This window comes from Desulfobotulus pelophilus (assembly GCF_026155325.1).
Taxonomy (GTDB): Bacteria; Desulfobacterota; Desulfobacteria; order Desulfobacterales; family ASO4-4; genus Desulfobotulus; species Desulfobotulus pelophilus.
In genome coordinates this window covers 20,155-41,975 of the sequence record NZ_JAPFPW010000023.1, presented here as the reverse complement: position 1 = coordinate 41,975, position 21,821 = coordinate 20,155, and the positions used below count along the sequence as shown (strand labels likewise).

Sequence of the window (21,821 nt, the reverse complement as noted above, 5' to 3'; positions counted from 1 at the left end):
TTCATGCGCGCTTCTTCTTCGGCTTTCTTTTTTGCTTCTTCTCCGCCTTTATGCGCGCTTCTTCTTCGGCTTTCTTTTTTGCTTCTTCTTCCGCCTTCATGCGTGCTTCTTCATGCGCTGTAAACCTGGCTTCCTGTGCGGCCTTTTTTTCAGGAGAGAGAATGAAGTCGTCTGGAGAGTGCGTTTGCAGAAGGAGTGTTTTGATCCGTTTTATTTCTTTATCATCGGATGCATTCGTAAATGGAGGCGCGGAAGGAATTGTGACCATGCTTGGGGGGACCTGAAAAAGAGACGCAGGCCTCCAGTCATCAAATTTCCGTAAAAGAATACTCTGTGTCTCTTTTTTAGGGGAAGTTTTGGTGGCACTGGTTTTTTTAGTGCTGGTACTTTTTTTTGCAGCACTGGTTTTGCTGGTCGTGCGGGTTGCTTTTGTGGTGGAGGTAGTTTCTGATGTGGTGCTCTTCGGGTTTGTCGTGGTTTTTTTCTTAATCGGTTTTTTTGCCATGATAACCCCTCTTGGTTCATCGATCCTTTTAACGAAGGATCGTTATCGTTTTTCAGTTATGAACATCGCAGTTTAAGTTGGTTCCATATAGGATTGCAGCCTTTTTGTAAACAGGATAGATGCCATGAGGATAAAAAAGGGGTGCTGAGTTACCATTCCAGTACCTTGATCCGGTTGTTTCGATCTTTGCGGGCCCGGAGATAGGGTGTTTCTAAAAAAAGACTTGACGTGTGGGGATAAATGATAGATTTTAGTACTTGTTGTGCCCCCTCCCTCTTTTGTCCGGTATCCTATGCACCGGACTGTAAGGCCGCCGGTTATTATTTTAGGATTTATTTGGCTAGCCACAAAGAAGCCTGCGGCCTTAGTCCACGAATGAAATGGTTCAGAACACCTTAGGTGCAGATCTTGTCAAAGAGATACTGCATGGTCGGGTCCGATTTTGTGAAGATGATGGACCTGCAACGCTTTCTGACTTTGGAGGTGTGTTATGCTTAATGTAAATGTTGAATATAAAAAAGTATTGATGGATGGCCTCAATGCCATGCGTCATACGGAGTCTCTGCGTCACTATCAGGAACGGGGATGGACACTTTTTGGTGTAACGCCAAATACGAAAGAAATGAAAATGGAATATCGTTTTAAGAGGCCCAAATGAATAATAATCCCGGGGGGGCACACCTTATTGGGCTGTAGAAAAAAACCGGCATAGGCCGGTTTTTTTATGTCTGCTTTTTTCAGGGCCAGTTTGAAACTATGCAAACAGCCATGCTAGGCCCCCCACTCGTCAGAATTAAAAGCCATCACTGTTTTGACTCGCCCGGCAAAATCAATGGTTTTATCCACGGCGTTTTACGCTTATTCGTATCAGGCGCAGAGAGGTCTGGCAGCGGGCATCGTCAGTCGGATCGGGGCTAACGGAGCAGGCTGACAGGCAGTAAAAAGCTTGGTAGTGGTCTGGTCCAGCGCCTCCCCAACAATACGGTTCGCTTTTTCAGGGAGATTATTTTTTTCACTCAGATGGGCAAGAATAACATGAGACAGGCTGGGATTGGCCAGCTCCCCCAGAAGGTCCCGTGCGGCTGTGTTGGAGAGATGGCCTGCCCGACTTTTTACCCGTTGCTTAAGAGCCCATGGGTAAGGTCCCCTGTCCAGCATATCCGGGCAGTGATTGGCTTCCAGAACCAGAGCATGACACCCCATGAGATGCGCCTTAACCAGAGTTGTGGCAATGCCAAGATCGGTCGCGATACCGATCTTGGCACAGGCAGAGCTGATGGTGAACCCTGTTGGATCTGCCGCATCATGGGAAATGGAAAAGGGGTGGATAAGGAATCGGTCCACCGCAAAGGGTACTCCGGAGGTAATGTCCTTGCGCTGAAAAAGAGTCCCCGTTTTATTTCCTGCAGCGTTTAAGGTACCCGTTGTTCCGTATACGGGAATATTGAATTTCCGTGAAAGGACTCCGGCGGCTGTGACATGATCGCCGTGCTCGTGGGAGAGGATTATGGCAGACAGCTTTTTCGGTGAAATATTGTAAAGTTCCATGCGGCGTGTGATTTCTTTGCATGAAAACCCTGCATCTATAAGAATGGCTGTCTCCCCGTCATCAATATGAATGCAGTTGCCCTTGCTGCCACTGGCCAGCACCGTGAGGGAAAGGGACCGGCGAGGGGGCATGCAGCCATCTTTCATGCAGAACCTCCCATTCCTGTATGCCCGAATCCTCCGTCTCCTCTATCCGTATCTTCAAGACAGTCCGTTTCCTCCCATATGATGCGGCATACGGGTGCTATAATCATCTGGGCTATGCGTTCCCCCCGACGTATTTGCCATGGTTTTTTCCCGAGATTGATGAGTCCAATCTTGATTTCTCCCCTGTAATCAGCATCGATTGTGCCAGGAGCATTGACAACTGTAATGCCATGACGGATTGCCAGTCCACTCCGGGGCCGTATCTGGGCTTCCAGTTCCGGAGGCAGCGCCATGGCAAAGCCGGTTGAGATCACTTGTATATCGCCAGGTTCAAGAAGGCAGTCTTCGGCCGCCGGAATATCCATGCCGGCGGCATGCTCTGTCATGTAGGAGGGCAGATCCATGTCCCCGGCATTTTGTAAGCGGAGAATGGGAACTTTCATGCTTTTTTTTCCCCAGAGAGTTCTTTTGCTTCTCGAATTCCGAATTTATCCCCCAGAGATGCGGCACTGTCTGAAGGACCAAGAATGGAAACCAGAAAGTGATTTTCTGAAAAGGCTGTACAGGCCAGACGGATAATACTCTCCTGTGTAACCTCATCGACTTTGGTAAGGGTTTCTTCCACGGGAATATAGCGGCCGAAATGGATTTCATTCTGGGCCAGTTTTACCATAAGATTCTCTGTGTTTTCCATGGAAAGGAGAATGTTACCCTTTGTATAGGCTCTGGCTCCTTCCAGTTCCTCCGTGCTTACCGGATCCGTGCAGAGACGTTGCAGTTCTTTGTGTATGAGTTCGGCAGACGTTTCCACGGTGCTGGGGGCTACCCCTGCATAGATACCCATCATCCCCGTGTCCATGTGTCCGGCAGAAAAAGCATAAACCGAATAAGCCAGTCCTCTTTTTTCCCGTATTTCCTGAAAAAGGCGTGAGCTCATGTTGCCGCCCAGAATGGTGGTGAGCAGAGAAGCGGAGAAACGGTTTTCGTGGGTGATGGCCAGTCCGGGCGCACCAAGACAGAGATGCACCTGCTCAATGGGTCGGGCGGTAACACGAACACCTTTTTGGAGCAGGGGAGTGTACCGATCGGAACGACCCTGACCCGGCTGAAGAATTTCAAATGCCGGAGCCAGCAGATCAAGTACGTGACCGTGCTCCAGATTTCCGGCAAGGGATATAATAACACGGGAAGGACAGTAGTATTTTCGGAAAAATTGAGTCAGATCTTTGGATGTAAGGTTGAGAATATTTTTGGGGGTGCCAAGGATAGACCGCCCAAGTGGATGTTCTCCCCATGCATATTTTTCCAGAAGATGGTGAGCGAATTCTTCCGGGCAATCTTCCAGCATGCCGATTTCCTGAAGAATGACAGGTCGTTCATTTTCTATTTCTTCCGGATCTATACAGGAGTTCAGAAACATATCCGCGAGAATGTCCACCATGACGGGAAGGTGGGTATCCATCACGCGTGCATGGTAGCAGGTTGTTTCCATTGTGGTAAAGGCATTGGACTGTCCGCCTATGGCATCGAAGGCCTTGGCCAGTTCATAAGCGGAGCGTCTCTGTGTGCCTTTAAACATCATGTGTTCCAGAAAGTGGGAGTATCCCGCTTCCTCTTCGGATTCATCCCTTGCTCCAACATCAACCCAGATACCCATGGCGACGGATCGCACATGGGGTACCTGGTGGGTAAGAATCCGGACACCGTTGGCCAGTGTAGTTTTTCGGGTCATCGGGTCCATATGAAATTCTTGTTATCTCCGACGGGGTCTGCTGCTGTTAGAATCATCCCGGCGTGGACGGTCGCTGTCTCCGTTTTCAGGAGCATCCGGAGTTCCTGCGGGTGGTTCCAGAAGAATCTTATGGCTGAGACGAATTTTGCCGTCTCTTGAAATTTCAAGGACTTTTACCTGAAGTTCGTCTCCTTCATTGACCACATCCGTGACTTTTTTGACACGATGGTGGGCAAGTTCGGAAATATGAACAAGGCCGTCGGTTCCGGGTTTGAGCTGAACAAAGGCCCCGAAATCAGTTGTACGTACGACTTTTCCAGTATAGATTTCGCCTACTTCCGGCTCCATGCAGATTTCAAGAACCCGTTGTTTGGCTGCTTCGGCATCGTCAAGGTTAGCTGCTGAAATTTTCACCGTTCCGGAATCATCCACATTGAGATCACAGTTGGTTTCCGCCTGTATGGCACGGATCATTTTGCCGCCAGGCCCAATGAGATCCCGGATCTTATCAGGGTTGATTTTGATGGTAAAGACCTTGGGGGCATAGGGAGAAAGATCATCCCGGGTATGGGGAATGGCAGCCAGCATGGTCTGCAGAATGTGAAGGCGGCCTTTTTTGGCCTGATCCAGAGCCTTTTCCATAATATCTCTGGAGAGCTCTGTGATTTTGATATCCATCTGAATGGAAGTGATGCCCGCTTCGCCACCGGCCACCTTGAAGTCCATATCTCCAGTGTGATCTTCGTCTCCGAGTATATCAGATAGGACTACCACCTGGTCTCCTTCTTTTACAAGGCCCATGGCTATGCCGGATACGGGAGCCTTGATGGGTACCCCTCCGTCCATGAGGGCCAGGGTACCGGCGCAGACAGTACCCATTGAGGACGATCCGTTGGATTCGGTCACCTCAGAGACCAGTCGTATGGTGTACTCAAAGTTTTCAGCCACGGGGAGAGCGGGTTCAATGGCACGGGTGGCAAGGGCTCCATGGCCAAATTCCCTCCGGCTGGGCGCACCAAATCTTTTTACTTCGCCCACGCAATAGGGGGGGAAATTATAGTGCAGCATGAAGGGTTTTGTCTCGTCACCGGAAAGGGTTTCGATGCGTTGCTCATCCCGGCCGGATCCCAGTGTCAGAACTCCCAGAACCTGAGTCTCTCCGCGGGTGAAAAGGGCAGAACCGTGGGGGCGGGGCAATATACCAACCTCACAGCTGATGGGGCGGACTTCATCAAAAGCCCGTCCATCTACACGAGTTCCTTCTTCCAGCACAATTTTTCTGCTGACCTTTTTCATGAGGCTTTCGAAAAGGCCCATAACTTCGCCTTTGCGCTCAGCCCCTTCCTCTCCAAGATCTTCCAGCAACTGTTTCTTGACGGCACTGACATTGGCTTTACGAACCATTTTATCATTGGCTTTTAATGCCTGTGTAAGGTGGGTTGCTGCCAGTTCGGTTACTTTTGCGGCCAGACTTGCATCGACTGCCGGAGGAGTGAAGCTCCGTTTGGACTTGCCGGCACTCTCCTGGAGCTGCTCCTGAATGCGGATGAGAGGCTGTATGGCATCATGGCCGGAAAAGATGGCATCCAGTACATCGGCTTCACTGACAAAGTTCGTGCCGCCTTCTACCATGACAATACCGGTTTTAGATCCGGCCAGCACGATATTCATGTCGCATTCCGGATGTTTGAGATCCGATAACGTGGGGTTGAAAACAAATTTGTTCTGGATTCTGGCCACCCGTATCCCAGCAATGGGCCCTTCAAAGGGGATGTCTGATATGGTGAGGGCGGCTGAGGTACCAATAATGGCAAGCACATCCGGATCATTTTCCTTATCCATGGAAAGCACGGTGGCAATAATCTGGATTTCACTGCGGTAGCCTTTAGGGAAAAGGGGGCGTATGGGGCGGTCGATAAGACGGCAGGTGAGAATTTCTTTCTCACTGGGCCTTCCCATTTCCCTGCGGAAGTAGTTGCCGGGGATCCGTCCCGCTGCATAGATTTTTTCCTGATACTCAACGGTTAAGGGAAGAAAATCAATGTCCCTTTCATCGTTGGAAGATACGGCCGTTACCATGACAATGGTTTCACCGCACTGAACAATAGCCGTGCCGGAGGCCTGCTTGGCAATTTTTCCGGTGCTGATGGAAATGCTTTTGCCGTCGATTTCTGTGGAATAGGTATATTGCATATGAAAACTCCTTGCGCTTATGGCCGTATGCAGGACAAGCGTGGAAACGGACTTACGCAGAAACATCTAGACGTCTCCGGATATGGAGACAGGCTGGAGGATGGAGGCGTAAAGATGTTTATGCGGAAGTCCCTCTTTGTCCGCATCAGGCGCGGGGCTAATATGGGGGGCTCAGGCAGTACCTGAACCCCTGTGGTGAAGGGCTCGGGAAAAAAATCCCGGGAAAGATCAGCGGCGCAGTCCGAGGGCTGCGATGATGTCTCTGTAACGCTGTGCTTCTTTTTTCTTGAGGTAGTTCAGCAGACGCCTGCGCTGTCCAACCAGAATCAGCAGTCCTCTGCGGGAAGCATGATCTTTTTTATGGATCTTGAGATGCTCCGTAAGATAGCTGATTCTGTGGGTCAAAAGAGCAATCTGCACTTCCGGGGAACCGGTGTCGGATTCATGGGTCTTGAATTTTTCAATGATTTCTTTTTTTTGTTCATTTGTGAATACCACAGTACGTCTCCTCGTTTGGAATAATAATGGCTGAAACCTTCTGCGTTTTCGATCCGATATTCCATTCAGACCGTAAGCCTTTAGGCTTAAACGATATGCAAAAGGGCATGGTGATAAGAGGGGGCAGGCCTGTCTTGCAATGTTTGGGTTTGCCCCTTGTCTCTGATTGTTATGCTGTCCCGTCGGCCAGCACTGCATCGTAACAGAAAAAATCCGGGTCGTCCTCATTTCGTCGGATTACAGCCACAAGCCTGCTCTCTGCGTTCAGTACGCGCACAGGGCCGAAGTGAGGAACGGAAGGCAAGATTTCCGCTGTGCTGAGCACTTTGCCATGAAAGATCTTTTCCGTCAAAGCATTATTTACCCTGACTCCGGGCAGAAAGTGTAGGGCTTCTGTCATTGGGATCAAGTCGGGGAGCATGGCGGGAGTCTGCCGGGCTTTTTCCAGGCACTCTTCCAGGTTCAACGCCTTATGGATGCTGAATCCACAGCACTCGGTCCTTCTCAGTTCCACGAGGTGCCCCACGGTGCCCATGGAGCGGGCAAAGTCTGCTGCCAGTGTGCGGATATAGGTTCCAGAGGAGCAGTGAACGGAAAAGCGGATGTCCGGTAGTGCGATGTCTTGTAATGCAAGGGTGTGAACTACTACGGAGCGAGCAGGTTTCTGCACGGGATTTCCCTGCCTTGCAAGACGGTAAAGTGGAACACCATTATGTTTCAAGGCGGAATAGGCTGGGGGAATCTGCCGTATGGGCCCTGAGAATTGTTTAAAAATATCACGGATTGCTTTGGGGGTTACCTGCGGTATGGGTGCCTGCTCTGTAATGGCCCCTTCCGGATCCAGAGTATCCGTTGCAAACCCTAGCCTCAGAGTGGCTTCATAGGCTTTATCTCCGCCCAGAAAATATCTGGAAATGCGTGTGGCTCTTCCCAGACAGAGAACAAGAAGGCCCGTTGCAAAAGGGTCCAGTGTTCCTGCATGCCCGATTTTTTTAAGGCCAAAAGTTCTTTTGATGCATCCCACAACCGCCGCAGAGCTGAGGCCGCGGGGTTTGTCGATGAGAAGTATTCCGTCCATTGTCATAGGCGCTGGCTGTCGTTTTTCGTGGTTTGGATGCAGGTTTCCAGCATTTTGAGAATGCTTTCCGGAGGCAGGGATGTGGAAAAACCGGCAGCAGCTCTGTGACCACCACCGCCATGGGCCACTGCAATGGCAGCTGCATCCATATCTCCGTCCGCCCTGAGACTGATTTTGTAGGAAGGTTCCGTTTCTGTGTGGGTATCTTTTTCCCGGATCAATGCAGCCATTTTTACGCCATCAATATAGCGTGCATAGTTGACAAGGCCACTGGCCTCTCCTTCTGTAGCTCCCGTTTTTTCAAGCATGTGCCTGGTAAGGGTCATGGAAGCCAGCTTCCCGTCTGCAGCCAGGCGGATGGAGCTGAGGGCTTCCTGAAGCAGTCGGATATAGGCAAAGGAATAGCTGCCCATGATATGTCTGGATACGGTTTCCGGGTCTGCTCCCAGAGATGTCATGGCGGCGGCTATGGAAAGGGCCTCCGTATTGGTGTTGCCAAATCGGAAACCACCGGTATCCGTGAAAATACCTGTGTATATGGCCCATGCAGCTTCTGTCGGTATATGCCATTCCATCTGTTGCAGCAGTCTCCACACCATGACTGTGGTGGAGGCAGCTTCTGGATCCACCATATTCAGGGATCCGAAGAGAGTATTGCTGGGGTGATGGTCGATATTGATAATGCAGGGGATGCTCATCAGTTCCTGGGCCCGGCTGCCCATACGATCGGTGTCTCCGGAGTCCAGCACGATAAGGGTGTCGTATTGGGCCAGCTCTCCGGGATGTTCCGTGACTCTTTCTGTGCCAGGTAAAAAAGCAAAGGAAGGAGGAGTGCCATCCTCATTGTACATGGTGACATGCTTCCCTTGGGCCTGGAGACTCAACCCAAGGGCCAGAAGGGAACCTATGGCATCGCCATCAGGCTGCACATGGGAGACCAGCAGGAGATGGGACGATTCGTTAAGAAGATTCCTGATCATGATTGTCATCTTTCCTGTCTTCTGCCATCACCTCGCGGAGCTTTTTCTCCATGCGGGCTCCGTAGTCAAAAGAGTCATCATGGCGAAAACGAAGGTCGGGCATATATTGTAAGCCGAGTTCTTTGGCTGCATGACGCTTGATAAATCCCTTGGCACTTTCAAAACCTTTCAGTGCATCGGCCTGTGCCTGAGGTCCGCTGACAGTGGTAAAAAAAATTGTGGCTATGCGCAGATCCCTGCTGATATCAACACCGGTGATGGTCACAAGGTGCAGGCGGGGATCCTGGATGTCGCGGCTGAGAAGGCCTGCAACAACCTCAAGGATGCGGCCTCGGATCCTGTCAGCTCTGGGGGAGGCTTTCATGATGACTCCTTTAACGAACCTGAATTTATGATCAGGCAGTTTTGTAGCAAATAAAGCCGCCCGGGGGAAGCATCGCTCTCCGGGCGGTTTCTGATTGTGTGAGGAGATGCTGTACGGAGCGGCGTTTACTCCTTCAGGGTGGGCTTGATCTCAATGATTTCATAAGATTCAATAATATCACCCACTTTTATATCGTTGTAATTTTCAATGCCAATTCCGCATTCATATCCTTTGGCCACTTCCCTTGCGTCTTCTTTGAAACGTTTGAGGGAGGACATGCGGCCATCGTACATAATGACGCCGTCTCTCAGCAGGCGCACCTTCTGATTTCTGTATACGTTACCATCCGTGATAAAGGAGCCGGCAATGGTTCCTGTTTTCGGAATGAAGAAGGTCTGGCGGACTTCGGCTCTGCCAAGAACCTTTTCTTCGAAGGTGGATGCCATCATGCCCACCATGGCATCCTGGATGTCTTTCAGGGCATTGTAGATGATATCATAGAAGCGCATATCCACATTCTCTTCCTTGGCCATTTCATGCACTTTGGCTCCGGGACGGACATTAAAGCCGAGAATGATGGCGTTGGATACGGCAGCCAGAGATATGTCGGATTCTGTAACCGTGCCTGTGGCTGCATGAATGATGTGGATTTTAACTTCCTGAGTGGACATTTTTTCCAGAGAATCCCGTATGGCTTCTATGGAACCCTGAACGTCAGCCTTCAGAATGAGGTTCAGCTCTTTGACTTCTCCTTCTTCCATCTGTTCAAAGAGTTTTTCAAGGCTCATGCGGCTGGTACGTGCCAGTTCCTTTGCTCTCTGCTTCTGAGACCTATGCTGGGAAACCTGTTTGGCGTCTTTTTCATCTTTAAGGGCAAAAAGCTCATCACCCGCAGCCGGAACACCGGAAAGGCCCAGAATTTCAACGGGAATGGAAGGGCCGGCCTCAGCGTTATGGTCGCCTTTGTCATTGATCATAGCACGAATCTTGCCATGATGGATACCGCAGACAACGGCATCTCCGGTCCGGAGGGTGCCTTCCTGAATAAGTACGGTAGCCACCGGGCCTCTGCCCGTGTCCAGCTTGGCTTCCACAACATGGCCCAGGGCTTTTTTATCCGGGTTGGCTTTCAGATCAAGGACTTCCGCCTGGAGGAGTACCATTTCCAGCAGATTGTCTATGCCCGTGTCCTCTTTGGCTGATACATAGGTGAAAATGGTGTCTCCGCCCCAGTCTTCTGCGAGAACACCTTTTTCAGACAGCTCGCGTTTTACCCGGTCGGGTTCAGCCCCGGGCTTGTCCATCTTATTGACAGCCACTATAATGGGGACTTCCGCTGCCTTGGCATGGTTGATGGCTTCGACGGTCTGGGGCATGACACCGTCATCGGCAGCAACGACCAGAATAACAATATCCGTAACTTTCGCACCTCGGGACCGCATAGCGGTGAAGGCTTCGTGGCCGGGAGTATCCAGGAATGTGATGCGTCCTCTGTCCGTTTCCACGGAGTAGGCACCAATATGCTGAGTAATCCCACCGGCTTCTCCGGTCACAACACGGGTTTTACGGATGGTATCCAGCAGGGATGTTTTTCCATGGTCTACATGACCCATAACCGTTACTACAGGTGCCCTTGTAATGAGTTCTTCAGGCCGGTCTTCGTGGCCCTGAAGGATGTTCTCTTCTTCAAAGGCGGCCTTTTCCACCTCGAATCCGAACTCACCGGCAACGACGGTAGCGGTATCATAGTCAATGGTCTGATTTACCGTTGCCATGACATCCATCATCATGAGTTTCTGGATCATGAGGCTGGCTTTAATCCCCATGCGCTTGGCAAGTTCGGAGAGTACAATGGTATCATCCACTTTGATACGGCGCTTGATAGCTTTGGGTACCGTGATCTGAGTCTTCTGGTGCTGTTCCTGTTTTTTGCCCTTTTTCCCTTTTTTACCACGATTGTAGAGGGCATCTCCTTCCACAACCGATTTCTTACGACCTTTTTTCTTGCCCCTGCGCTCGTTTTCGTCGTTGCGGGTTTCGGCCAGATCTTTGGAAAGACTGTCTTTCCCCTTTTTTTTGCGGCTTCCGCTGGAGGGAGCCGCTTCCTGTGATGGCGTTTCAGAAGTAAGGAGTATTTCCAGAGGGTCCGGCTCGGGAACAGGAATGACAGCTGGAGCGGCGACAGGTTTGGCCGCTTGTTTGGCAGAAGGGCTGCGATCGGATTTCATCTGTTGAAGAACAGCCGGATCAATCCTTTTGATGATTTTTGCCGCAGTGCTTTTTTTCTTTTTCCGGTCATTGCGGGTAGCATCATCCGCTTCAGGGGAGCTTTCCGTACTTTTTTTGATTTCCGCAGCCGGTTTGTCATCGGAGGTTTTGTTCAGAGTGTCTTCCGTTGTGGTTTCTTCTGCTGACAAATTATCTGCGTCTTTCATGACTGCGGAGGTTCTTTCCTCTGAAACGGGAGCAGGGGTGATTTCTTCAACGGGAGCCTCTGCAGGGGGGGTATCTTCCGGAGACTGCTGCGTCTCGACAGGGGCAGGCACTGCTGCCTCCGTTTTCGATTCCGGGGGGCGGAAAATAATTTTGGCTCCACTCGCGGGTTTTGCGGGTTTCTGCACAGGATGTTCCTGTTCTGCAGACGCAGAATCTTTGGTTGCAGGTCTTTGGGGAAGGGAAGTTTCCTCAGGGTCCAAGGCCGCATATTCCGCTGCCTTTTCTTCGGAAACGGATGTGTCATCCGAAGGCATGGGCTCCGTGGTTTCCGAAGAAGAGGGTGGCTGCTGTTGAGATGTTTCCGTACCGGAAGAACGTCCCGGCCGACGCTTGCGGCGCCGTACCACCGCTGGCTGTACCCTGCGGCTTTCCTCTTCACTGTCTTTTCCCATGACAAAGCGCCGGATAGTTTCTATTTCACCATCCTCCAAGGCACTCATGTGGCTGCGCACCTCAACCCCGTCCATTTTATAAATTTTGTCGAGGAGCGCCTTGTTGGTCATATTCAGCTCCTTGGCCAGTTCATAGACTCGCATACGTCCCATCCATATCCCCCTTCTCACCGGTAGCAGAGGTCAGCCCTCTGAAGCTTCCGAATCACCGCGGTTTTCCCGGTCCGGAATTACTCGTTTTCCGATTCCGGTGTCGCCGCTTCATCTGCGGGGACCTGCCGGTTCTCTTCTATAGTGGTTGTGTCCGGTGCGGTTTCTGCGGATGCGGTGTCTGTTGACTCCCTATCTGCGAAGATCCCGGGACCGGGTCTGTTTGTATTATTGGCTGGGGTGTTCTCTTGCTGGGCTGCCTCAATGATGGCTTCAGCCGTCTCAGCATCCATACCCTCCACCTGCAGCAGATCTTCAATCGTTGCGTCAGCCACGTCCTGAGGACTAGTGAAGCCTTCGGAATAAAGGGCTTCGGCAAGTGTCATGCCTACACCCGGGATTTTCATCAGGGTGGCATAGCCTTCTTTCATGGCAAGGCTGTAGGATGCCTCACTTTTGACATCAAGGTGCCATCCGGTCAGTCTGGATGCAAGGCGGACGTTCTGACCTTTTTTACCAATGGCAATGGAAAGAAATTCGTCGGGAACGATCACTTCCATGGCCCGGTTGTCCTCATCGATAACTACCCTGAGAATTTCGGCCGGAGCGAGGGCGTTGCAGACAAAGCGGGCCGCATCCGGGCTCCATGAAATAATGTCGATTTTTTCTCCCCGAAGTTCCTGTACCACCGCCTGAACTCTGGATCCTTTCATGCCGACGCAGGCACCTACGGGGTCAACCCCGGAATCCTGAGATGAGACAGCAATTTTGGCCCTTACTCCGGGCTCTCGGGAGGCCGTTTCTATGGTTACGACACCCTCGGCAACCTCCGGTACTTCACTGCGGAAAAGGGCAATGAGAAACTGAGGGTGGGTGCGGGAAAGAACAATCTGTGGCCCACGGCTGTCCTGAAGAACCTTCATGATGCTGGCCCGGATGCGGTCGCCTCTTCGGTATGTTTCTCTGGGGATCTGTTCTCTGGCGGGAAGCAAGGCTTCGGTCTGGCCGAGATTGACAATGATGTCTCCCCGGTCTACCCGTTGCACAATGCCATTGATGATTTCTCCCTTACGGTCAATAAAGCCTTCATAGACCGCATTGCGCTCCGCATCCTTGACCTTCTGGATGATAACCTGCTTGGCAGACTGCGCGGCTATGCGCCCAAAGCTTGTGGTGTCCAGCTTGGTTCCGAGGGAATCACCGATTTCACAGTCCGGGTCCAGTTTTCGGCCGTTTTCGAGGCTGAGCTGAAAATCCGGGTTGGTGATGTCCTCCACCACTTCCCGGAACTGAAAAACCTCTATTTCACCCGAATCCGGATTGTACTGAGCCTCCACGTCGATGTGGGACCCCAATTTTTTCTTGGCAGCAGATTCCAGGGCTTCTTCCAGAGTATGGATAAGGGTTTCCATGGGAATACCCTTGTCCCGACTGACCTGTTCTATTACCCTTTTTATATCGCTGAAGAGCATGATGTGGTCTCCGTTAATCCCGGCAGAGCCGTGCTGAATGAATTTCCCCGAAGGAAATGGCAGCGGTCTTTTCCTCGAGCTTGATGTGCACCATGCCTTCGGTGATGCCCAGAAGTTCACCTCTGAAATTGCGCTGGCCGTCTATGGGAATCCGGGTGCGAACCCGTACTGTTTCCCCGGCAAAACGTTCAAAATCCCAGGGCTTGACAAGGGGCCGGTTGATGCCAGGAGAAGATACCTCAAGACTGTACTGGCCGGGAATGTTGATGTGAATGTCCAGCAGGTAACCGAACTCCTTTGCAAAACGGACGCAGTCGTCCAGAGTTATCCCGCCCGGTTTGTCCAGAAAGATACGGAGAATTCGTCGACCGTCTTCCAAAACCAGATCTGCCAGAACAAGCTCCAGTCCCTGAGATTCCAGAAGGGGCTGGGCAAGATCATGAACGCGTTGAATCAAAGTTTGATGTTCCGTATGCAACCGGGGTCCTCCAAAGCAAAAGGAAGACCGGAATTCCATAAAGAAAAAACGGGCAGTGGCCCGTTTTCCGTGGCGATTCCGGTACTGTTGGTTAATGTACAACCGCTTTTTTATTCACTATTATACGTAAAATTCAAAGCGAAATACATACCAGTTGCATTTAATAGGTTATCCGGACAGATTTGTCAAGCTTGGTTTTTTGAGAAAATCTCCCCGCCGTTTTCGGCAGGGAGATTCTGGGTCAGGACGGGAGGGAGGCCTGGAATGAATCCTGAAGAGACTGGCTGATTTTTTCCTGGACTTTGTTTACTTTTTTGTCTGCAAGGGTTTCTGTCTGGGAGCGGTAGACCATGCGCAGGGTAAGACTTTTTTTTGTTTCGGGAGCCTTGTCTCCCTGATACAGGTCGTGGATGGAAACGGACTCCAGTATGGCGGGCTGGTTTTCTCTGGCCCGGGCCAGTACCTGTCCGGCTGGAATGGATTTATCAAGAATAAGGGTGATGTCACGGGTTGTGGCCGGGTATCGTGGTATTTCCTTTGTGTGCTGCAGGGTTTTCCTTTGTTTCATGAGGGTGTTGAGAGAAAGCTCTGCTATAAAAACGGGTTGTCTGACATCATGGAGCCGGGCCGTTTCAGGGTGTACCTCATATATATGGCCGAGAAGTGTGCTGTCGGAATGGATGCAGGCACAGGATCCTCTGCGAGTCCATGGAAGATCTGCTTGATTTTCGGGGGCAGTGAAGTCTGCAGCAGGCACGTGGATCAATCGGAGAAGCGCTTCCACTGCACCTTTCATATCAAAGAAATCGCAGTCTGCCGGTCGGGTGTGCCATCCGGCGGGGTTGCGTTTCCCTGTCCATGCAAGGATCAGAATTTCTTTTTCCTGGGGAAGATCCTTTCCGGCGACGGGGGTAAAGGTTGTACCGATTTCAAAAAATTTCAGGTTTTTTTCCTGCTGGGCAAGGTTGCGCGCCAGTACACCCAACAGCCCGGGAACCAGGCTTGTGCGCATTACGGCCAGTTCTTCGGAAATGGGGTTCTGTAGGGACACGGAAGCCCGGATTCCGTGGTTTTCAGGCAGGCGCAGTTTGTCCGCACTGTCTTTTGCGACAAAACTGTAAGTGATGATTTCCTGAAAACCAAGTCCGGTCATATGGTCCTGCAGTTTGTGGCGGAAGCCCACGGACGGAGGGTCCAGCCGGGTTTCTGCGGGCATTTCCGGAAACGTGACGGGAATGTTGTCATATCCGTAAAGCCTTGCCACTTCTTCCGAGATGTCTTCTTTTCGGGATATATCCACTCGGAAGGAGGGTATTTCCACTTGAAGGCTTTCCTCCCTGACAACTGCGGTAAAGCCGACTTTGCTGAGAAGTGCTGCCATGCTTGCTGCGGAAAGGTTCAATCCAATCCGCTCGTTGATGAACCGGCTGGTGACCGGAATGGGCTTTTTCGGCGGAGAGAGGGTGTGAATGTCAATGCTGCCGTCCGCAAGCTTTCCCTTTCCGAGTTCTGCCATCAGCGCTGCTGCCCGGTCAAGGGCGTAAAGGGTTCCGAGGGGATCGACACCACGCTCAAAACGATAGGATGAGTCGGTGGAAATGCCGAGAGTTTTTGAGGTTCTGCGTATGGATGGAGCATCAAAGCAGGCGCTTTCAATGAGTACCCGCTGCGTTTTTTCCGTTACTCCGGAGTGGAGGCCGCCCATCACGCCGCCAATGGCTACAGGCTTTTTCCCGTCGCAGATCATGACCATATCCGTATTTAATTTGTGTTCCTTTTCATCCAGGGTGATGAAGGTTTCTCCCTGTTTTGCCCGGCGGACCACAATACGGTTTTCTTCGAGGGTGTCAAAATCGAAGGCATGCAGGGGCTGCCCCGTTTCCAGCATCACGAAGTTGGTGATGTCCACAATATTGTTAATGGGGCGAAGTCCTGCTGCAATCAGCCGGTTTTTTAACCAGGCCGGTGAGGGGGCAACCCTGATGTCTGATAGTAATCTGGCTGCATACCTGGGGCAGCCTTCCGGATCTTCCACCGTGACGCTGGTGTGTCTGCTGATGGGGCCAAGTGAAGGGTCAGAACCGGGGACATTTATGGCAGGGGGAGAGAAGGGCTGATCTCCGAAGGCGGCTATTTCCCGGGCAAGGCCCATGACGCTGGCGCAGTCAACCCTGTTGGGGGTAAGGCCGATGGTCAGAACCGTATCTGCCATGTCCAGCACTGCAGATAGCGGTGTTCCCGGAGAGGTTCCCGGAGGGAGGGGCAGTATGCCAGGGTGGTCATTGTCCAGTTCCAGTTCCTTTGCGCTGCAGAGCATACCTTCGGAGATTTCCCCCCGGATTTTTCCTTTTTTGAGAATGGTCCCGTCGGGCATGCCGGTGCCTGCCGGTGCCAGTGGGGCCATCATGCCTTCTTGGATATTGGGAGCTCCGCAGACCACGTGAAAAATTTGTTTTCCCGTATCCACTTTGCATGTCTGCAGTTTGTCTGCGTTGGGATGGGGGGCTATGTCAAAGATGCGGCCCGCAACCATGCCGTCCAGATGGTCAAAGGGCCTTTCTATGGCTTCCACCTCAAGGCCGGTCATGGTGAGGGCGTGTGCGAGATCTTCGGGTTTCATGGAGATCGGTAGAAGGCTTTTAAGCCAGTTCAGGCTGAGTTTCATGGCTAAAACTGCTCCAGGAATCGGATGTCGTTTTCAAAAAATTTCCGCAGATCGTCGATGCCATACTTCAGCATTGTCAGACGCTCCACACCCATGCCAAAGGCAAAACCCCGATAATGGTCAGGGTTGATGCCGGTGTTTTCAAAAAGAACGGGGTGTACCATGCCACAGCCAAGGACTTCGAGCCACCCTGTCTGGGAGCATATGCGGCACCCTTTTCCCCGGCACATAACGCAGCGGATATCGACTTCTGCGCTGGGTTCTGTAAAGGGGAAAAAACTGGGACGAAAACGGAGGCTGGTTTCTTTGTCAAAAAGGGCATGGATAAACGCTGTAAGAATGCCCTTCAGATCTCCGAAGCTGACCTTGTCATCCACAAGGAGGCCTTCTATCTGATGAAACATGGGCGTGTGGGTGATGTCGGAGTCGCAGCGATAAACCCGGCCAGGAGCTATGATACGGATGGGTGGCTGGTGATTTTCCATGAACCGGATCTGTATGGGAGATGTGTGGGTGCGCAGGACAACGTTGTCCGATACATAAAAGGTATCCTGCATGTCTCTGGCCGGGTGATGGGGCGGAATATTGAGCGCTTCAAAGTTGTACCAGTCCAGCTCCACCTCGGGCCCCTCGGATATTTCAAAGCCGAGACGGCTGAAGATATCGGATATTTCTCTTCGGATGCGGGTGAGCGGGTGCAGGGTTCCCGTAGCAGGACGGCGACCAGGCAGAGAGATGTCGATGTCCGTTGCCCTGTCAGCCGCCGCAGCCTCTAGCTCGGCTTTTTTAGACGAGAAGGCATTTTCAAGGGTTTCCTTGGCGGCGTTGACCCGTTGGCCAAAGGCGGGGCGTTCTTCGGGAGGGAGGGTCCCCATGGTCCGCAGGTGTTGGGTTAAAAGGCCTTTTTTGCCCAGATAGCGGACGCTGAGGGCCTGGACTTCTCCGGCATCCATGGCCGTTTCAAGGGCGGCCATGGCCTCTTCTTTCAGTTGTTCGATACTGGTTTCCACGTCATATGCCCTGTTTTGGTACGGTCATCGTTGGGATGGCAGTTAAAAAAAGCCGGAACTCCCTTGCCCCGAAAGAGGGGTTGAGGTTCCGGCTTTATTGTTTGGCCTGCCATGGTTGTCAGCGCTCAGAAAAGAACCTGTTGCGGCTCTTTTCCTGTTATGCCTGCAGCTTGTCGGATGCGGTTTTAGCAATCAAGGCAAAACCTTCGGGATCGGAAATGGCAAGCTCAGCCAGAACCTTGCGGTCCAGATCGATGTTGGCTTTTTTCAGGCCATGGACAAACCGGCTGTAGGACAGGCCGTTCATCCGTGCGGCGGCATTGATGCGGGCAATCCAGAGGCGCCGGAAGTCTCTTTTTTTCTGGCGGCGGTCTCTATAGGCATACATCAGTGCCTTGTCTACAGAGTCGGCCGCTGTACGAAAGAGTTTGCTGCGGCCTCCACGAAAGCCTTTGGCTAGCTTTAATACCTTTTTTCGTCTTTGTCTGGCTTTAAAGCCTCTTTTGATACGCATTTGACATGTCTCCTCATTAAGTTTGGATATTGGCAGTTCCTGTTTTATCTCCGGATTCGAGGGCACCCCGGAGGACAGGACTTTTCAGTCCTATGATGACGAGGTTCGGAGAGGGGCTGCGTTCCAGCAGCGTTTACAGGATGCCGGAGCCTGATCCCTTATGCGTAGGGCATCAGGCGTTTAAGCTGGGCTTCGTTGGTTTTATCGGCGACTTGACCCTGACGCAGGTTCCGTTTTCTTTTGGTCGTTTTTTTGGTCAGGATGTGGCTTGAATTTGCCTTCCGGATCTTGAACTTGCCGGAGCCTGTGCGGGTAAAACGCTTGGCTGCGGCCCGGTTGGTTTTCATTTTTGGCATAAAGGCCTCCTTTTGTGCCATTCTCTATCGGTTTCAGAGACTTTGGGTTGCCGCTGGGCCGTGCTGCAGACGGGCTCCGCCGGCCATGAAGAACAAAAATTCTGGCGCGGAAATACACACGCCAGAAGAATGAACACTTCTTTACTGTTTGCCCGGACCGATTACTTCAGGTTTTAGGGACAAGAATCATCATCATGGTCCGGCCCTCGAATTTCGGGGTAGACTCTACGACGGCAACGTCCTCAACCTCAGCAATAATGCTTTCCAGCACACTGCGACCACGATCACTCATGGTAATTTCCCGACCTCTGAACATCACGGTTACTTTAACCTTGTTACGCTTCTCTATGAACTTCCGGATGTTTTTAAGTTTGGTTTCGAGATCGTGGTCCCCGGTTTTGGGTCTTACCTTAACTTCCTTGAGTTGGACAACGGTTTGTTTTTTTCGGGCTTCCTGCTGTTTTTTGGTAAGCTCGTACTTGAATCTTCCGTAGTCCATAATTTTACAGACCGGCGGTTTGGCCTGAGGAGAAACCTCCACCAGATCCAGTGCCAGCCCTGCGGCAATATCAAGGGCCTTGGGTACAGGCATAATACCCAGCTGTTCTCCATCGGGGTCAATGACCCTGACTTCCTTTGCCCTGATATTCCGGTTGATCCTTGTCCTGCTCTGTTGCAGGGCTTCTTGTCCCTGCTGGCGTCCGTTGCTAATTATACCGGACCTCCTCGTGCTGCGCGTTATCCGTTTAAATCACTTTTGATAAAGATAGTGATCGGTTCAAGTTGGTCAGCCTGAATATATACCCCATGTCTTGTGACTGTGCAAGAAATAAATATAGAAATAATAATGGAATAATGATTCAGGGGTTAGGGTGCTGCAAGGGTGTATCGTGCCAGGGGGCTGTCCTTCCAGTAGCTGTTTTTGGGATTGCTGAAAAACAACTTAAAGAGAGAAAGGCTCGCCTCTCTAAGAAAGTGAGATCGGATTTCCGGCTGTCGGCTTGCATAGAAGGGGGGGAGGTCCTCATGAAGGTTACAGTTTGTGCCGCCACCCATGGCATCTTCATAGGCCCAGACAATTCTGCCGAGCCCAGACAGCAGTATGGCGGCGTAGCACATGAGGCAGGGTTCCAGGGTTGTATACAGGGTGGCGTTTTTTCTTTCATTCATAGGGAGAATCTGTTCCAGCTGGCGGAGGGCAAGTATTTCTGCGTGGGTGATTTCGCTGGGCAGGGTCCCGATGGATGTTTCCCTCCTTGATGCCGCAAGGATGTCTGCATCAAGGGTGATGACGCAGCCAACGGGGAATTCCCCTGCATCCAGCGCTTCTCTTGCCAGTTTAAGGGCCTGTGTCATGGCTACGTGGTCTTTGTTCATGGGTAATCTCCGTTATCAAGATAGCAGATGTTTTCATCGCAGGGACAGGCATCATTGATTTCAAAAGCATAAAGGATGCGGTGGCATCGTTCTCTTGTCTCGGCGGAAAGGACTGGAATGGTGGTTCCGGGTTCCGGGAGTTCTTCGGGGAAGGGAATGGCTTCAAGTCCCTGGGCAAGAATCTGACCGCTGCGGGTTTCAATTAGTTCCGCATCTTCTCCATTGGTAACAATCAGTAGTGGCGAGCCGGTGAGCATGGCTGCTGCCCGTGATGGTGTTCTTCGTGTGACAATGGACCCCGGACCGTATCGGATAAGAAAGCATGTATGTTTTGATTGGTTTTGAATCAGAAAGTCAAGGTGGATCAGTGCTTTTTTATTATCGCATTTCAGAACCACGGGTATGCGAGCCTGAATCTGATTTCTTTCATATCCTTTTTTCAGAAGAATGCGTGCAATTTTTTGCCTGTAGCGGTTGTCATGATTGTCCTCAATGATGCTGCCGCTTATAACATCCTGCATGCTACCGAGAACGAGGTGATGCTTGCCCATGGATTCTGTCCTTTCTCAAAAGTGGTTCTGCCCGGATTTATGGGGAGGAGCTCCATGTAGGCGGGAAATAATCCTTGAGGGTGCGTTTGAATCCCCTATGGTCAGGGCCGTGTGACAAGGAGGATCGGTGCCAAGGGGAGTTTTTTGCGCTGTCTTGTACTTTACAAGGGGTGGTGTCTTGTGCATAGGATGAAGTCCGGTCGGGGTTTTTTCTTAGAGAATATAACGGAATTTCAGCAGGCAGGCAACTCATGTCCATACGAGAGCAGTTTGAGGAACGGGAGACTGGGTTTATTGCTTCTTATGGGTGCTGTGTAACGGCGTCCCGGGGAAGGCGGCGCCCGGAGGAGTCCTGTCCTATCCGGACTCTTTTTCAGCAGGACAGAGACCGCATTGTTTTTTCAAACAGCTTCAGACGTCTCAAGCATAAAACTCAGGTTTTTCTGTCTCCTATGGGAGATCATTACAGAACTCGGCTCACTCACACCCTGGAGGTGGCGGAAGTAGCGAGGACCATTGCCAGAGCCCTGCGCCTCAATGAGGATCTGACGGAGGCTGTGGCCCTTGCCCATGACCTTGGCCATACCCCCTTTGGGCATTCAGGGGAAACCGTGCTGAAAGAAATTTATTCCCGGCATTTTTCCCATGCCGCCCAGAGTCTTCGCGTGGTGGATCTGCTGGAAAAAAAAGGGGCTGGTCTGAATTTAACCTATGAGGTAAGGGATGGAATTCTCAAACACTCAAAGGGGTTTGGAAACATTATTCCAACGGAGCCTGGAGAGACGGCCCATACCATAGAGGGAAGGGTGGTGCGTATTGCCGACATTATTGCGTACCTGAATCATGATCTTGATGATGCGGTTCGAAGCGGAGTGATAAGCCGGGATGAGATTCCTGAATCCTGCGTACGTGTTTTGGGAGAAACCCATTCGGCTCGGAGTACAACGATGATCAGGGATCTGATTTTTAACAGCACCCATGAGGAAAAAGGGTTCTGTCTTCGGATGAGTGACAGTGTATATGAAACAATGGCAGAGCTGCGCCAGTTTCTTTTTGATAATGTTTACCGGTCACCAAAGGTGCATAATGAATTTGTGAAAGCCAAAAAAATTCTTACAGAGCTGTTTACCTATCTGATGGAAGATGATGGACAGCTTCAGGCGGAGCTTACGCGGATGGAGTTATTGCCCTTTAACCCGGAGACGGATACGCGGGAGGAAGTGGTTTGTGATACCATTGCCAGTATGACGGATCGGTATGCTCTGAATCTGTACCACAGAATTTTTATGCCGTTTCCTCAGTTCTGATGGGTGAA

21 protein-coding genes are annotated in these 21,821 nt (G+C 51.4%); 2 read left to right on the top strand and 19 right to left on the bottom strand.

Annotation, left to right across the window (positions count from 1 at the left end; translation table 11 throughout):
* Position 1: 1 nt before the first annotated feature.
* Complete coding sequence (locus tag OOT00_RS14465) at positions 2-505, bottom strand: hypothetical protein (protein ID WP_265426112.1); 504 nt, start codon at positions 503-505, stop codon at positions 2-4.
* 490 nt (positions 506-995) lie between these two features.
* Between OOT00_RS14465 and OOT00_RS14460 the strand changes: the two genes are divergently transcribed.
* A complete protein-coding gene (locus tag OOT00_RS14460; RefSeq protein WP_265426111.1) occupies positions 996-1,163 on the top strand; it encodes a hypothetical protein in 168 nt (55 codons plus the stop codon).
* A 209-nt stretch (positions 1,164-1,372) separates the two neighbouring features.
* On the opposite strand, the gene OOT00_RS14455 is transcribed toward OOT00_RS14460, so the two are convergent.
* From OOT00_RS14455 to OOT00_RS14370, 18 genes are all read right to left on the bottom strand, one after another.
* The gene (locus OOT00_RS14455) at positions 1,373-2,185 is read right to left on the bottom strand and encodes an MBL fold metallo-hydrolase (protein WP_265426110.1); all 813 of its coding nucleotides are present in this window, start codon (positions 2,183-2,185) and stop codon (positions 1,373-1,375) included.
* Positions 2,186-2,196: 11 nt separating this feature from the next.
* Positions 2,197-2,643 carry a dUTP diphosphatase gene (gene dut / locus OOT00_RS14450; protein WP_265426109.1) on the bottom strand — a complete coding sequence of 149 codons (447 nt, stop codon included), beginning with the start codon at positions 2,641-2,643 and terminating at the stop codon, positions 2,197-2,199.
* Entirely contained in the window at positions 2,640-3,941 is a 1,302-nt protein-coding gene (locus tag OOT00_RS14445; protein WP_265426108.1) for a M16 family metallopeptidase, read from the bottom strand. Before OOT00_RS14445 ends, dut begins: the two co-directional genes overlap by 4 nt.
* 12 nt (positions 3,942-3,953) lie before the next feature.
* Complete coding sequence (locus OOT00_RS14440) at positions 3,954-6,125, bottom strand: polyribonucleotide nucleotidyltransferase (protein WP_265426107.1); 2,172 nt, start codon at positions 6,123-6,125, stop codon at positions 3,954-3,956.
* A 228-nt stretch (positions 6,126-6,353) separates the two neighbouring features.
* Complete coding sequence (rpsO, locus tag OOT00_RS14435) at positions 6,354-6,623, bottom strand: 30S ribosomal protein S15 (protein WP_265426106.1); 270 nt, start codon at positions 6,621-6,623, stop codon at positions 6,354-6,356.
* 169 nt (positions 6,624-6,792) lie between these two features.
* On the bottom strand, positions 6,793-7,701 hold the full coding sequence (gene truB, locus OOT00_RS14430; RefSeq protein WP_265426105.1) for a tRNA pseudouridine(55) synthase TruB: 909 nt from the start codon (positions 7,699-7,701) through the stop codon (positions 6,793-6,795).
* 2 nt (positions 7,702-7,703) lie between these two features.
* Positions 7,704-8,681 (bottom strand): DHH family phosphoesterase, encoded by a 978-nt coding sequence (locus OOT00_RS14425; RefSeq protein ID WP_265426104.1) that lies wholly within the window; start codon positions 8,679-8,681, stop codon positions 7,704-7,706.
* Positions 8,662-9,045 carry a 30S ribosome-binding factor RbfA gene (rbfA, locus tag OOT00_RS14420; protein WP_265426103.1) on the bottom strand — a complete coding sequence of 128 codons (384 nt, stop codon included), beginning with the start codon at positions 9,043-9,045 and terminating at the stop codon, positions 8,662-8,664. Before rbfA ends, OOT00_RS14425 begins: the two co-directional genes overlap by 20 nt.
* Before the next feature lie 125 nt (positions 9,046-9,170).
* Positions 9,171-12,086, bottom strand: coding sequence for a translation initiation factor IF-2 (gene infB / locus OOT00_RS14415; RefSeq protein WP_265426102.1), 2,916 nt, complete (start codon positions 12,084-12,086; stop codon positions 9,171-9,173).
* Between the two features lie 77 nt (positions 12,087-12,163).
* Positions 12,164-13,555, bottom strand: a complete 1,392-nt coding sequence (gene nusA, locus OOT00_RS14410; RefSeq protein WP_265426101.1) for a transcription termination factor NusA — start codon at positions 13,553-13,555, stop codon at positions 12,164-12,166.
* A gap of 13 nt (positions 13,556-13,568) precedes the next feature.
* Positions 13,569-14,012, bottom strand: a complete 444-nt coding sequence (rimP, locus tag OOT00_RS14405) for a ribosome maturation factor RimP (protein WP_265426100.1) — start codon at positions 14,010-14,012, stop codon at positions 13,569-13,571.
* A gap of 262 nt (positions 14,013-14,274) precedes the next feature.
* Positions 14,275-16,698 carry a phenylalanine--tRNA ligase subunit beta gene (pheT, locus tag OOT00_RS14400; RefSeq protein ID WP_265426099.1) on the bottom strand — a complete coding sequence of 808 codons (2,424 nt, stop codon included), beginning with the start codon at positions 16,696-16,698 and terminating at the stop codon, positions 14,275-14,277.
* Between the two features lie 2 nt (positions 16,699-16,700).
* A complete protein-coding gene (gene pheS, locus OOT00_RS14395) occupies positions 16,701-17,708 on the bottom strand; it encodes a phenylalanine--tRNA ligase subunit alpha (RefSeq protein WP_265426098.1) in 1,008 nt (335 codons plus the stop codon).
* A gap of 157 nt (positions 17,709-17,865) precedes the next feature.
* Complete coding sequence (gene rplT, locus OOT00_RS14390) at positions 17,866-18,222, bottom strand: 50S ribosomal protein L20 (RefSeq protein ID WP_265426097.1); 357 nt, start codon at positions 18,220-18,222, stop codon at positions 17,866-17,868.
* Positions 18,223-18,380: 158 nt separating this feature from the next.
* On the bottom strand, positions 18,381-18,578 hold the full coding sequence (rpmI, locus tag OOT00_RS14385; protein WP_265426096.1) for a 50S ribosomal protein L35: 198 nt from the start codon (positions 18,576-18,578) through the stop codon (positions 18,381-18,383).
* Positions 18,579-18,744: 166 nt separating this feature from the next.
* The gene (gene infC, locus OOT00_RS14380; protein ID WP_265426114.1) at positions 18,745-19,257 is read right to left on the bottom strand and encodes a translation initiation factor IF-3; all 513 of its coding nucleotides are present in this window, start codon (positions 19,255-19,257) and stop codon (positions 18,745-18,747) included.
* Between the two features lie 188 nt (positions 19,258-19,445).
* On the bottom strand, positions 19,446-19,955 hold the full coding sequence (locus OOT00_RS14375; protein WP_265426095.1) for a nucleoside deaminase: 510 nt from the start codon (positions 19,953-19,955) through the stop codon (positions 19,446-19,448).
* Positions 19,952-20,506, bottom strand: coding sequence for a type I restriction enzyme HsdR N-terminal domain-containing protein (locus OOT00_RS14370; protein WP_265426094.1), 555 nt, complete (start codon positions 20,504-20,506; stop codon positions 19,952-19,954). The genes OOT00_RS14375 and OOT00_RS14370 overlap by 4 nt, the downstream gene beginning before the upstream one ends.
* A gap of 251 nt (positions 20,507-20,757) precedes the next feature.
* Here OOT00_RS14370 and OOT00_RS14365 point away from each other — a divergent pair, with 251 nt between their 5' ends.
* The gene (locus OOT00_RS14365) at positions 20,758-21,813 is read left to right on the top strand and encodes a deoxyguanosinetriphosphate triphosphohydrolase (protein WP_265426093.1); all 1,056 of its coding nucleotides are present in this window, start codon (positions 20,758-20,760) and stop codon (positions 21,811-21,813) included.
* Positions 21,814-21,821 lie beyond the last annotated feature (8 nt).

Bases quoted from the DNA above. Each gene is read 5' to 3' on its own strand.
- pheT (WP_265426099.1), bottom strand. From the start codon at position 16,698: ATGAAACTCAGCCTGAACTGGCTTAAAAGCCTTCTACCGATCTCCATG.
- truB (WP_265426105.1), bottom strand. From the start codon at position 7,701: ATGGACGGAATACTTCTCATCGACAAACCCCGCGGCCTCAGCTCTGCG.
- rpmI (WP_265426096.1), bottom strand. From the start codon at position 18,578: ATGCCAAAAATGAAAACCAACCGGGCCGCAGCCAAGCGTTTTACCCGC.
- rbfA (WP_265426103.1), bottom strand. From the start codon at position 9,045: ATGAAAGCCTCCCCCAGAGCTGACAGGATCCGAGGCCGCATCCTTGAG.
- rplT (WP_265426097.1), bottom strand. From the start codon at position 18,222: ATGCGTATCAAAAGAGGCTTTAAAGCCAGACAAAGACGAAAAAAGGTA.
- OOT00_RS14460 (WP_265426111.1), top strand. From the start codon at position 996: ATGCTTAATGTAAATGTTGAATATAAAAAAGTATTGATGGATGGCCTC.
- infB (WP_265426102.1), bottom strand. From the start codon at position 12,086: ATGGGACGTATGCGAGTCTATGAACTGGCCAAGGAGCTGAATATGACC.
- OOT00_RS14425 (WP_265426104.1), bottom strand. From the start codon at position 8,681: ATGATCAGGAATCTTCTTAACGAATCGTCCCATCTCCTGCTGGTCTCC.
- OOT00_RS14365 (WP_265426093.1), top strand. From the start codon at position 20,758: ATGTCCATACGAGAGCAGTTTGAGGAACGGGAGACTGGGTTTATTGCT.
- nusA (WP_265426101.1), bottom strand. From the start codon at position 13,555: ATGCTCTTCAGCGATATAAAAAGGGTAATAGAACAGGTCAGTCGGGAC.
- OOT00_RS14440 (WP_265426107.1), bottom strand. From the start codon at position 6,125: ATGCAATATACCTATTCCACAGAAATCGACGGCAAAAGCATTTCCATC.
- dut (WP_265426109.1), bottom strand. From the start codon at position 2,643: ATGAAAGTTCCCATTCTCCGCTTACAAAATGCCGGGGACATGGATCTG.
- OOT00_RS14455 (WP_265426110.1), bottom strand. From the start codon at position 2,185: ATGCCCCCTCGCCGGTCCCTTTCCCTCACGGTGCTGGCCAGTGGCAGC.
- OOT00_RS14375 (WP_265426095.1), bottom strand. From the start codon at position 19,955: ATGAACAAAGACCACGTAGCCATGACACAGGCCCTTAAACTGGCAAGA.
- OOT00_RS14370 (WP_265426094.1), bottom strand. From the start codon at position 20,506: ATGGGCAAGCATCACCTCGTTCTCGGTAGCATGCAGGATGTTATAAGC.
- OOT00_RS14445 (WP_265426108.1), bottom strand. From the start codon at position 3,941: ATGGACCCGATGACCCGAAAAACTACACTGGCCAACGGTGTCCGGATT.
- OOT00_RS14465 (WP_265426112.1), bottom strand. From the start codon at position 505: ATGGCAAAAAAACCGATTAAGAAAAAAACCACGACAAACCCGAAGAGC.